Raw genomic sequence first — 12040 nt, forward strand, 5'->3', positions numbered from 1 at the left:
GATTATTTAACTTTAGATATTTGCGCCATAAGTTCTGCTTCCGCACAAAGTTTTCCGTTTGAATAAGCGTAACCTTGCATGTGACAAATACCGCGACGTATTGGTGTTATTAAGGAACATTTAAAAATTAATGTATCTCCTGGCATAACTTTCTGTTTGAACTTTACATTATCCATTTTCATGAAAAACGTAAGGTAATTTTCAGGATCTGGTACAGTGTTTAAAACTAAAATACCTCCTGTTTGTGCCATAGCTTCAACAATTAAAACGCCAGGCATTACTGGAGCACCAGGAAAATGTCCTTTAAAAAACTCTTCGTTCATAGTTACATTTTTTGTAGCTATAACGTGGTTTTCAGAAAGTTCAAAAACCTTATCAATTAATAAAAAAGGCTGTCTGTGGGGTAACATAGCCATAATTTGAGTTACATCCATTAATGGAGGCAGATTCAAATCTATATTTGGAACATTGTTACGTCTTTCATTTTTTATAAGCTTAGATAGTTTTTTTGCAAATTGGGTATTAATGAAATGTCCTGGTTTATTGGCAATAACTTTTCCTCGAATTCGAGTTCCTACAAGTGCTAAATCTCCTAAAACATCTAAAAGCTTATGTCTTGCAGCTTCATTAGGATAGTGCAGTGTTAAATTATCTAAAATACCGTTAGGCTTAACAGAAATATTCTCTTTATTAAATGCAATTCTTAGCTTCTCCATGGTTTTTTCAGATAATGCCTTATCAACATAAACAATAGCATTATTTAAGTCACCGCCTTTTATGAGACCATGTTCCAAAAGCATTTCAATTTCGTGTAAGAAACTAAATGTTCGTGAGTTAGAAATATCCTTTTTAAAATCTGAAATTTGATTTAGAGTAGCATTTTGTGTTCCTAAAACTTTCGTACCAAAATCTACCATTGTAGTGATTTGGTATTCTTTTGCAGGCATTACTAAAATCTCGCTACCTGATTCTTCATCGGTGTAAGAGACAATATCTGTAATAACAAATTCTTCTCGAAAAGCATCAAGTTCTACTATGCCAGCTTTTTCAATTGCTTCAACAAAAAACTTTGATGAACCATCCATAATAGGAGGTTCGGAAGCATCTAATTCAATAAGGGCGTTATCAACATCTAATCCAACTAGCGCAGCCAAAACATGCTCTGAGGTTTGAATCATCACACCATTTTTTTCTAAACAAGTGCCACGTTGGGTATTGGTTACATAATTAGCGTCTGCTTCAATTGTTGGTTCGCCTTCTAAATCTATTCTTTTAAAAGATAGACCTGAATTTGCTGGAGCAGGTTTAAAAGTTAATGTAACGTTTTTTCCTGTGTGTAACCCTACACCTTTTAAAGACACTTCACTTTGGATGGTTTTTTGTTTTATATCTGTACTAACTATTCCCATTCACTTTTTTTTCTAAATCGTTAATATTTTTTATAATCGACGGTAAGTTTTTAAAATGCACGTAAGATTTATTGTAGTCACTTAACGTTAATGCAGGTGAACCTTGTAAAACTTCATTATCCTTTACATTTCTAGCTATACCTGTTTGAGCTTGAATTTTAACATTATTACCAATGGTAATATGCCCAGCAATGCCAACTTGTCCTCCAATTTGGCAATTCTCTCCTATTTTAGTTGAGCCTGCAACACCAGACTGAGCTGCAATTACTGTGTTTTTACCAATTTCTACATTATGTGCAATTTGAATTTGGTTATCGAGTTTTACTCCAATTCTAATAATAGTTGAGCCCATTGTTGCTCTGTCAATTGTAGTAGCAGCACCAATATCTACATAGTCTTCAATAATAACATTTCCTGTTTGCGGAATCTTGTTATATCCACCGGTTTCATTGGGTGCAAAACCAAATCCATCAGCACCAATAATAGCTCCAGAATTTATTACACAATTATTTCCAATAACTGTTTCAGAATAAATTTTAGCTCCAGAAAAAACGACTGAATTATCACCAATGGACACATTTTCACCTATAAAAGTATTTGGGAATATCTTTACGTTATCTCCAATACTCACATTATCTGATATGTAACTAAACGCACCAACATACACATTATCTCCATATTTAGCATTTTCAGATATAAAAGAGGGCTGCTCTACACCAAACTTATTAAGCTTTACAGCATTGTAATATTCAAGTATTTTAGAAAAAGCAACATAAGCATCATCTACCTTAATAAGTGTTGTTTCTATGCTGTTTTCAGGCTCGAAAGTTCTATTAACAATGGTAATGGATGCTTTTGTAGAATATATATATGGTGTGTATTTTGGATTAGCTAAAAAAGTTAAAGCACCTTCTTCACCTTCTTCTATTTTAGATAACTTAGAAACTTGAATATCAGAATCGCCTACAACATCACCTTCTAAAATTCCTGCTATTTGTTCTGCTGTAAATTTCACTCTAAGAAATTGGTGTTTTTTGTTTGATTAACGCAAAAATAGGAAAAATGTACTAAAGTTATTCCTTAGGATAACATATATAATATTTAGTGACTGGTTTTGATAATGCTTTAAGATTTAATTGATCTGATGCCTTAACAATATCCTCAATTTTTCCAGATTTATGCAAAATATTAATACGTTGTTGTTTTTGATGATAGGCTTGATTTGAAATATCTCCAATAAAAACAAAATATGATGCTTCTGTTTTAGAAATATTATATTTTTCTATCATTCTGGTGATATGCTTTTGTAAATCAATCTTTTTAATTGGCTTATTTTTAATCTTTATTTTTAATAAGTTTCGATTAATTATCATTTGGCACAAATTACTTAACACAAAATCGTCATGATACTGCCACTCTTTCATTGCCGAAATAACATCGTAATCATCTAATTTCGCAAAAACTTCTAAAGTTTCTTTATTAAAATTATCTATAGAAATCTTGTTGTTCAGGAAGTATAGTAATGGTTTACTCGCTTCTAACTTTTCGCCTCTTAAAGTTAACTCATTTGCCCTTTTTAAAACTCTAATAAGCAATTGCTCTGCAACTAATCCTGTTTTGTGTAAATACACTTGCCAATACATTAAGCGACGTGCAATAATAAATTTTTCAACGCTGTAAACACCCTTTTCTTCAACAACTAATTCATCATCTACTACATTAAGCATAGTAATTAGTCGTTCGCTATTTATATTTCCTTCTGCAACTCCTGTGTAAAAACTATCACGCTTTAAATAATCAGCTCTATCCATATCTAATTGTCCAGAAATAAGCTGACACATAAATTTTCTTGAGTACTCACCTTTAAAAATTTGGATGGCAAGCGTTAAACTTCCGTTAAATTCTTCATTTAAACGCTCCATGAAAAGCAGCGAAATCTGTTCATGCGACACATTATTTACAACACTGTGCTCCATAGCATGAGAGAATGGACCATGACCAATATCGTGTAATAAAATAGCAACATATAGAGCTTTTTCTTCATCATCAGAAATTGTAACTCCCTTAAAACGAAGTACATTAACCGTTTGTTGCATTAAATGAACACAACCAATAGCATGATGAAAACGTGTATGATGTGCCCCTGGATACACTAAATAAGACATTCCCATTTGAGTAATTCTACGTAATCTCTGGAAGTATTTATGTTGTATTAAATCGAAAACCTGAGAATTTGGAATAGTAATAAATCCGTAAATTGGGTCGTTTAATATTTTAAGTTTGTTCAAACTTTAAAAGTTATAGTTTAATAAACACAAATATAATTATATGAATTCTAATACATGAATTTATAAACATAATAGAAACTTTACATTTTAAAATACATTTAATGAATACAATAAAAATACTTTGGGTTGATGACGAAATTGATTTATTAAAACCTCATATAATATTCCTTGAAAAGAAAAACTACCATGTAACTACTTGTAATAGCGGTACGGAAGCTATTGATATTCTTGATGAAGAAAATTTTGACATCGTATTTTTAGATGAAAATATGCCTGGACTTACAGGATTAGAAACTTTAAATGAAGTAAAGGCAAAAAAAGACACACTACCTGTTGTAATGATTACCAAAAGTGAAGAGGAATATATTATGGAAGAAGCTATAGGAAATAAAATAGCCGATTACTTAATAAAGCCTGTAAACCCAAACCAAATTCTTTTAAGTTTAAAAAAGAATTTGGACCACTCTAGGCTAGTTTCTGAAAAAACAACCTCTAATTATCAACAAGAATTTAGAAAAATTGCTATGGATTTATCTATGGTTAATAGCTATGAAGAATGGATAAATCTTTACCAAAAGCTTATTTATTGGGAAATTCAACTTGAGGATATTGAAGATGCTGGTATGTTTGAAATACTTGAATCTCAAAAAAATGAAGCGAATACACAATTTGGAAAATTTATAGACAAAAATTATGCAAATTGGTTTGAACCACATACTGATGCTCCTGTGATGTCTCACAATCTTTTTAAAGATAAAATTGCACCAGAATTAAGTAAAGAACAACCAACACTGCTAATTGTTATAGATAATTTAAGATACGACCAATGGAAAGTATTTGAACCAATAATTAACAACTATTACAAAAAAGAGAAAGAAGAAGCTTTTTATAGCATTTTACCAACCGCTACTCAATATGCCAGAAACGCTATTTTTTCTGGTTTAATGCCTAGTGACATGGAAAAACTATTTCCTAAATACTGGAAAAATGATACTGATGAAGGTGGAAAAAATCTCTATGAAGCAGAGTTTTTAGAAGCTCAAATGAAACGCCTAAACTTAAATAATTTAGACTATGAATATCATAAAATAACAAACTTAAAAACTGGTAAAAAGTTAGTAGAAAATTTTAATACTCTTAAAAACAATGACTTAACTGTAGTAGTTTATAATTTTGTTGATATGCTATCACATTCCAAGACAGAAATGGAAGTTGTTAAAGAACTGGCATCTAATGATAAAGCATACAGATCGCTAACTTTTAGTTGGTTTAAAAACTCACCTTTATTAGAAATGATTCAACAAGCTCAACAGCTAGGTTTTAAGTTAATACTTACTACTGATCATGGAACTATAAATGTAAAAAACCCTTCAAAAGTTATTGGTGACAGAGACACTAGTTTAAATCTTCGATACAAAACAGGTAGAAGTTTAACTTACGAAAGCAAAGATGTTTTAGTTGCTAAAGACCCTAAAGAACTGCACTTACCCTCTATTACTATGAGTAGTTCATATATTTTTGCTAAAAACGACTTGTTTTTTGCATATCCAAACAACTACAATCATTATGTTAGTTATTTTAGAAACACCTATCAACATGGTGGCGTTTCACTCGAAGAAATGATTATTCCTTTTGTTGTTTTCAATCCTAAATAATCCATAAAAAGCACAAAACATCGATGAAATACACATTTTTCTAGGTTTTATCAAATTAAATTACTAATATTGCTTCATAAATTTTATTTCAATTGGAAATTACTTATGAACTAAATGATGTTAATAGTATTGCTAATCAAGTAATTAACAATTTAACATCTAAAACGATATTTTTATATGGTGATATGGGAGTTGGTAAAACAACTTTAATAAAAGCTATTGTAAAAGCTTTAGGAAGTGATGACGAAGTTAGCAGTCCAACATTTTCAATTGTTAATCAATATGAATTAGGTGATGATAAAATTTATCATTTTGATTTATATAGAGTTAAAAGTTTAGATGAGGCATATAATTTTGGAATTGAAGATTATTTGTATTCAAATAATTGGATAATAATTGAATGGCCTGAACTAATAGAAGATATTTTAAGTGATAATATTGATAGTATTTATTTAAAAATAGAATCAGAAAATTGCAGAAAACTATTAATTAAACAACATATAAACCAGCAATAAGCAAATAAAAACAAAAAATAACATTCCGATTTTTGAAGTTTTACGGGAAACCCGCATCACTAAATTTAAAAAACATTGTTTTTAACATTTTTTTAACATTTAAGCACAATCTTCAGAAAAGCCTTTATTTAAATTTGGGTAATTAATTAATTAAATCCCTTATAAAATGAAGACAAAAAAGTATTTTATTGCAATCGCAATTTTCGGAGGTATGTTATTTTTAGCGCAAGCTGCAAATACATACAACGTAGATGGAGAATCAACAGCAAAGATTGAAAAAAAGAAAAGAGAAATCCCATGTAACGGGTAAGAAACTCAGTAAATCTTTAGTTGGGGGTAGTTTAATAGCTACATTAATAGCTATTACTCCCTATTTATTTTATTTATATGAAAGTGTTCCAACCACAAGAGTTTGGAACACTTTTTTATTTTCATACGATAGTATGGATTGGGAAGATGCCCAATATGGAATGTGGCTACTAACTACAAAAGCAATTCCTTTATTATTATTATTTATATGGTTTTTTACAAATAGGCATTGGTGGTATCATACTTTATTAGTTCCTATAGTTATGTACATATACCAAATTATGGGTCTATTCAATCAAAATACTAAATTTGTTGATGAGTCTCAACTCATATACTTAATACCTGTAATGGCTTTAATAATTCCAACAATTTATTTAATTAGAGCACGAATTTTTAATAAAATTAATGAGGCTAATAAAACTATGGAAGAATTAGAGGATGAGTTTAAAATATCTCCTAAAAACTTTTGGGGTAAAGTAAAAGAGTATTTTTAATTTAAACGTTCCCTTTCAATTAAATCTATTTCCTTTTTATTATTTCTTAGTTTGAAATTACCAAATTTATAATTAAAGCCGAACACGAAAAGTCTATTTTCAATTCTTGATTTTAATTTAACATCTTGGTTTAAGTATTGTGTTGTTTGAGTGAAGTTTTTACCATTAAAGATATCCGCAACTCCAATGTTTACAGATGCTCTGTTATTCCATAATGTTTTTCTGAAATTAATATCAAAATTAGACCTCGCACTAATATCTGATGCATCATTAGCAGTCGGAGAAATATAAAGAAAAGATAAATCTGCAGTTAAACTCTTATCTTTTAGAAAAGTAAAATAATTAATCACTTGGGCGTATAATGACCATTGCGAATTTGTAGATAATTCATTATTACTTTCTAATGCAAAAAATTGGGTTTCATTATGAAATAATGAGGATAGCACATAAAGACTCCAATCTTTGGTTATTTCTGTATAGGTAGCAAAATCAAAACCATACTCGGTTGCTTGATCTGTATTAGTATAAACATACTTAATAACTCGTTCTTCATTGTCTTGAAAAACGATTTGGTCTGTAGGGTCATTTTCATGACGATAATAAACTTCAAAAGTAAATTTATCATTTAAAGTGTATCCTAAAGTAAATGTATTATCTATTTGTGGTTGCAAATTTGGGTCACCAATATTAAAGGCATTGTCATTTAAAAAATAGCGAAAAGGATTTAATTGCGAATAGCGTGGTCTGTATATACGCTTGTTGTAATTAAAATAAACTTCATTATTATCATTAATTCTGTTTAACAAATAGAAAGAGGGGAAAAATTTAACATAATCGTTATTATTTATCTGATTAATAGATAATGAATTGCCTTTTATACCTGTGTATTCGACTCTTAAACCAGATTTAAAACTCCAATTATCCCAGTCTTTTGAAAAACTACTATATGCTGCATAATTCGTTTCATCATATAAAAAAGTATCAGAATTTTGTAAATCTTCCTCTCTCATGTCACCTATAAAAACAAATTGATTTAAAACACTTTCAGAATTAATGTTAGAAATCTTTCCACCGGTTTCAAATTGTGCTGAATCTCCAATAGGAAGCACATAATCTATTTGGCCAGTGTACAGTTTTATTTCTTGACTTGAAAATGTTTGAAACCTATTATTTCTGATTAGCGATAAATCTGGGAATAAATAATCAGTATCTACATTTTGAAAACTTGAGAAGTCATAATCCGTATGATGTAAACTTACTGAAAGGTTCTCTCCTTCCCTTTTAAATTTATGAAGATAATCAAATGTAAATGCCAGATTGAACGTTTCGTCTCTTAATCTGTTTTCTGTATTAAAAATTGAATCTAAAGTTTTATCAGCACTAAAAACCTGTGTTCCAGAATTTACAAGTGTTTCTGTATTTTCTCTTGGAGATATGAGTATACTTGTAGAAAAACCAATACTGTTATTTTTATTTAATTCATAATCAATATTAGCATTTATATTCTGATTTGCATTTTCTCTTACTCTTTTAAAGTCTGTTTCCCAACTTGATGTTATAACATCATTTTCTATAAAATTTATAAACTCATCATTGTCTCTAAAATCCTTTCTTGGGCTTATACTATAATTTAAATACGTATTAAGTTTTTTTGCTTTGAAGAAATGACTTGTACCAAATGCGTATTTAGGAAATTCAGATCCTTGTTTATAATTACCAAAAATACTTCCATTATATCCTGCAATAACATTTTTACTAGTAATAATATTTAAAACGGCACCCCCTTCAGCTTCATATTTCGCTGGCGGATTTGTAATAACCTCAATAGATTTAACATTTGTAGCTGATGTACCCTCTAAAAGTTGTTGTATCTCATTTTCAGATAGATGCACTCTTCTATCATTAATATATATAGTAGGTGTAGAGTTTTTTATAGATATTGACTCATCATAAACCAAAACCCCTGGAGTATGCTTTAAGACATCCAAAACATTGTTATTGGATAATGTAGAATTCTCAACATTAAAAACCAATCTATCAACCATTCTTTTAACAGTTGGCCTTTTTGATACAACTACAACTCCATTAAGTTCTTCGGTTTTTTCTTCTAAAACTATAATTCCTAAATCTGTACTCTCAGTAATCAAATAAACTTTCTCGTATTCTTTGAAACCTAAATAACTTATTTTTAATTTATACTCACCACTTTCAATGTTACCAAACTCAAAAGCACCTTGTTCATTTGTGGTTGTTCCGGCCTTAAATGTATCATTTTCACCATTAAGTAAAACCACATTTGCATACGATATTGAAAAACCTCCAGAATCATTTACAACACCTTTAAAAACTATGTTTTGAGAAAAACTAAGAATTGAGAATAAAAAGAAAAAACAAAGATTTAATTTGTTAAGCATACTTTAATTTGTAATACAAACATATGATATTTAATTTAAAAATAATTATGGTTATACCATATCAATACCTGCTTTTTTTCCTACAAACATTTAAATATTAAAAAAAATTATATTCAATAAAAAATTAATTTGTAATTTGATTTTTATTAAAAGAACTAACCATGTCTAAATCGTTATCGCCTTTTACAAAACAACAACTCATTCCACAAGAAGAGACTCTTGAAATCTCTAAACGAAAAGGTGAACTATTTATAGGAATACCCAAAGAAACAGCTTACCAAGAAAAACGTGTTTGCTTAACTCCAGATGCAGTTTATGCATTAGTTAGCAACGGACATAGGGTACTTTTGGAATCTGGTGCTGGAGAAGGTGCAAGATTTAGTGATAAAGACTATAGCGAAGCTGGTGCAGAAATCTCAAAAGACACGGCTAAAGTTTTTGCTTGTCCTATGATACTTAAAGTAGAACCTCCTACTATGGAGCAAATAAAACTATTAAATCCTCAAGCAATTCTTATTTCAGCTTTACAGATAAAAACGCAAACCAAAAAATATTTTGAAGCATTAGCCTCAAAACGAATTACTGCACTTGCGTTTGAATTTATTAGAGATGGTGATGGTGCATATCCCGCTGTTAGGTCTTTAAGTGAAATAGCAGGTACTGCTTCAGTTTTAATCGCTTCAGAATTACTATCTGACAATCGTGATGGTAATGGGCTTATGTTCGGTAACATAAGTGGCGTACCACCTTTAGAAGTTGTTATTCTTGGCGCTGGAACAGTTGGTGAATTCGCTGCAAGAAGCTCCATGGGATTAGGTGCTAATATAAAAGTTTTCGATAATTCTATTACCAAACTTAGGCGTATTCAATCTCACTTAGGAAGGCCTTTTTTCACTTCTACTTTACAGCCAAAAAATTTAACAAAAGCTTTAAAACGCTGTGATGTTGTAATTGGTGCAGTTAGAGGGACAAATAGAGCACCTATTGTTGTATCTGACAGCATGGTGCAGAACATGAAAAAAGGTGCTATAATTATAGATGTTAGCATTGATATGGGAGGTTGTTTTGAGACCAGTGAAGTTACTTCGCACAAACAGCCAACCTTCATAAAGCATAATGTTGTACATTATTGTGTGCCGAATATTCCTGCTAGATATTCTCGAACTTCTTCAGTTTCAATCAGTAATATCTTTACGCCCTATTTATTAAAAATAGCTGAAGACGGAGGTATTGAAAATTCTCTAAGATTTGATAGAGGTTTAAAAAATGGGTTGTATTTTTACCACGGAATTTTAACAAGTAAACCTGTAGGTGAATGGTTTGATTTAAAATATAGTGATATAAATTTACTGATATTTTAAATTGATAAATCTCCAAACTTTTCAATGAAATTAATACAACGTATCGGCTATTATTTAGGCGGATTCTCTTTAGGATTAGTAATTTTAGCCTTCTTTTTAAATGGAAAAAAAACATCTTGCAGTTATGGACCGGAAGCGAGAGTTTTAAAAAATATAAACACCAAAAAACTGCTTTATAGTAAAGACTTTAGAGTCTATCTTGATAATGATTTTATCGACTCCATAGACATTAAACATATTTTAAAAAAAGGACATATTAATTTTTCTAAAAGTAATCCTCGAAAAAAACCTTGTGGAGTATATATTTTGGAGAGCTCCTACAATGATGAGGATATCACTTTTTCAATAGAAAACTGTGATAGCATTGCTACTATCTTAAATTTAGAAAAAAGTAATTAATCTAGTGCTTTTCTACGTTTTTTTTCTTTACTAATAAGTGTTAATTCTCTACCAGTTTGTCCAGCAACTGATGTGTTTTCTTCAGCCCTTCTAATTAAATAAGGCATAACATCTTTAACCGGACCGAAAGGAATATATTTAGCTACATTATAGCCTCTGTTAGCTAAGTTAAAACTTATATGATCGCTCATACCATATAATTGCCCAAACCAGATGCGTTTATCGTCATTTTGAATGTTTTTATCAGACATTAACTGCATTAATAAATAAGAACTATCTTCATTATGAGTTCCTGCAAATAATGATATACAATCTATATTTTCTATTATATATTTTAAACCTTCATTAAAATTTATATCTGTTGCCATCTTAGTTACACATATTGGAGAAATATAACCTTTGTCTTCAGCTCTATCATTTTCTTTTTCCATGTATGCACCTCTTACCAGTTTAAAACCTAAAAAGTAATTTCCTTTTTTTGCCTTGGCATGTTGCTCTTTTAAAAAACTTAGTCTGTCATGCCTATACATTTGTAAAGTGTTATACACTATTGGTTTCTCTGTATTATATTTTTGCATCATAAGAGTTACCAAATCATCAGCAGCACTTTGAATCCAACTTTCTTCAGCATCAATTAAAACAGCTACATCATTTTCTTTTGCTTTTTTGCAAATAACATCAAATCTGTTAATTACTTTGTCCCATTCACTTTTATCATTACTTGATAACTCTGCTCCATCACCTACTTTAACGTAAAGACTAAACCTTCCTAGGCCACTAGGTTTAAATACAGCAATAGGCAAGGCTTCAATATTTTTGGCAAAATCAATGATTTTAAGAACGGTTTCAGTAGCAGAATCAAACTCATTTTCGTTTTCTTTACCTTCTACAGAATAATCTAATACAGAACTTACACCTTTTTGATACATTCTGTCAATTACAGGTAAACAATCGGTTTCATTAACACCTCCACAAAAATGATCAAAAACTGTTGACCTAATAAGCCCTTCAATTGGAAGGTGAGCTTTGATGGCAAAATTAGTAGCCGCAGTTCCAATCCTTACTAAAGGCTCAATTGATATCATCTTAAATAAGAAATATGCACGCTCCAACTCAGAATCAGTTTTAAGAGCAAATGCTATCTCAGTATTATCAAAAATATCTATATTTTTTTGCATTATAGTTAATATTTATTA

11 protein-coding genes are annotated in these 12040 nt (G+C 30.1%); 6 read left to right on the top strand and 5 right to left on the bottom strand.

Annotated features, from left to right (window positions below):
* Positions 1-2: 2 nt before the first annotated feature.
* Genes ABD939_RS09635 through ABD939_RS09645 form a run of 3 tightly spaced genes read right to left on the bottom strand, consistent with a single transcriptional unit; the run spans position 3 to position 3697 of the window.
* Complete coding sequence (locus tag ABD939_RS09635) at positions 3-1409, bottom strand: bifunctional UDP-3-O-[3-hydroxymyristoyl] N-acetylglucosamine deacetylase/3-hydroxyacyl-ACP dehydratase (protein WP_345167675.1); 1407 nt, start codon at positions 1407-1409, stop codon at positions 3-5.
* Positions 1396-2424 (bottom strand): UDP-3-O-(3-hydroxymyristoyl)glucosamine N-acyltransferase, encoded by a 1029-nt coding sequence (lpxD, locus tag ABD939_RS09640; protein WP_345167677.1) that lies wholly within the window; start codon positions 2422-2424, stop codon positions 1396-1398. The genes ABD939_RS09635 and lpxD overlap by 14 nt, the downstream gene beginning before the upstream one ends.
* Before the next feature lie 58 nt (positions 2425-2482).
* Positions 2483-3697 (bottom strand): HD domain-containing protein, encoded by a 1215-nt coding sequence (locus ABD939_RS09645; protein WP_345167680.1) that lies wholly within the window; start codon positions 3695-3697, stop codon positions 2483-2485.
* A 101-nt stretch (positions 3698-3798) separates the two neighbouring features.
* Between ABD939_RS09645 and porX the strand changes: the two genes are divergently transcribed.
* The 4 genes from porX to ABD939_RS09665 all read left to right on the top strand — a co-directional run bounded on the left by porX (position 3799) and on the right by ABD939_RS09665 (position 6670).
* Positions 3799-5352 carry a T9SS response regulator signal transducer PorX gene (gene porX / locus ABD939_RS09650; RefSeq protein WP_345167684.1) on the top strand — a complete coding sequence of 518 codons (1554 nt, stop codon included), beginning with the start codon at positions 3799-3801 and terminating at the stop codon, positions 5350-5352.
* A 92-nt stretch (positions 5353-5444) separates the two neighbouring features.
* On the top strand, positions 5445-5867 hold the full coding sequence (gene tsaE / locus ABD939_RS09655) for a tRNA (adenosine(37)-N6)-threonylcarbamoyltransferase complex ATPase subunit type 1 TsaE (RefSeq protein WP_345167686.1): 423 nt from the start codon (positions 5445-5447) through the stop codon (positions 5865-5867).
* 166 nt (positions 5868-6033) lie between these two features.
* Entirely contained in the window at positions 6034-6177 is a 144-nt protein-coding gene (locus tag ABD939_RS09660; protein WP_345167689.1) for a hypothetical protein, read from the top strand.
* Positions 6140-6670 carry a hypothetical protein gene (locus ABD939_RS09665; RefSeq protein WP_345167693.1) on the top strand — a complete coding sequence of 177 codons (531 nt, stop codon included), beginning with the start codon at positions 6140-6142 and terminating at the stop codon, positions 6668-6670. Before ABD939_RS09660 ends, ABD939_RS09665 begins: the two co-directional genes overlap by 38 nt.
* Here ABD939_RS09665 and ABD939_RS09670 read toward each other — a convergent pair.
* The gene (locus ABD939_RS09670) at positions 6667-9084 is read right to left on the bottom strand and encodes an outer membrane beta-barrel protein (RefSeq protein WP_345167696.1); all 2418 of its coding nucleotides are present in this window, start codon (positions 9082-9084) and stop codon (positions 6667-6669) included. The two genes, ABD939_RS09665 and ABD939_RS09670, sit on opposite strands and share 4 nt — an antisense overlap.
* A gap of 161 nt (positions 9085-9245) precedes the next feature.
* Between ABD939_RS09670 and ABD939_RS09675 the strand changes: the two genes are divergently transcribed.
* Positions 9246-10445 carry an alanine dehydrogenase gene (locus ABD939_RS09675; protein WP_345167699.1) on the top strand — a complete coding sequence of 400 codons (1200 nt, stop codon included), beginning with the start codon at positions 9246-9248 and terminating at the stop codon, positions 10443-10445.
* Positions 10446-10469: 24 nt separating this feature from the next.
* A complete protein-coding gene (locus ABD939_RS09680) occupies positions 10470-10844 on the top strand; it encodes a DUF4258 domain-containing protein (protein WP_345167702.1) in 375 nt (124 codons plus the stop codon).
* Here ABD939_RS09680 and ABD939_RS09685 read toward each other — a convergent pair.
* Complete coding sequence (locus ABD939_RS09685; RefSeq protein ID WP_345167706.1) at positions 10841-12022, bottom strand: proline dehydrogenase family protein; 1182 nt, start codon at positions 12020-12022, stop codon at positions 10841-10843. The two genes, ABD939_RS09680 and ABD939_RS09685, sit on opposite strands and share 4 nt — an antisense overlap.
* Positions 12023-12040 lie beyond the last annotated feature (18 nt).

Source organism: Algibacter aquimarinus (assembly GCF_039543265.1).
Taxonomy (GTDB): domain Bacteria; phylum Bacteroidota; class Bacteroidia; order Flavobacteriales; family Flavobacteriaceae; genus Algibacter_B; species Algibacter_B aquimarinus.

What these genes read in the sequence shown, in the direction of transcription:
- ABD939_RS09635 (WP_345167675.1), bottom strand. Translation starts at nt 1,409, where the DNA reads ATGGGAATAGTTAGTACAGATATAAAACAAAAAACCATCCAAAGTGAA.
- ABD939_RS09660 (WP_345167689.1), top strand. Translation starts at nt 6,034, where the DNA reads ATGAAGACAAAAAAGTATTTTATTGCAATCGCAATTTTCGGAGGTATG.
- ABD939_RS09685 (WP_345167706.1), bottom strand. Translation starts at nt 12,022, where the DNA reads ATGCAAAAAAATATAGATATTTTTGATAATACTGAGATAGCATTTGCT.
- porX (WP_345167684.1), top strand. Translation starts at nt 3,799, where the DNA reads ATGAATACAATAAAAATACTTTGGGTTGATGACGAAATTGATTTATTA.
- ABD939_RS09675 (WP_345167699.1), top strand. Translation starts at nt 9,246, where the DNA reads ATGTCTAAATCGTTATCGCCTTTTACAAAACAACAACTCATTCCACAA.
- ABD939_RS09680 (WP_345167702.1), top strand. Translation starts at nt 10,470, where the DNA reads ATGAAATTAATACAACGTATCGGCTATTATTTAGGCGGATTCTCTTTA.
- ABD939_RS09670 (WP_345167696.1), bottom strand. Translation starts at nt 9,084, where the DNA reads ATGCTTAACAAATTAAATCTTTGTTTTTTCTTTTTATTCTCAATTCTT.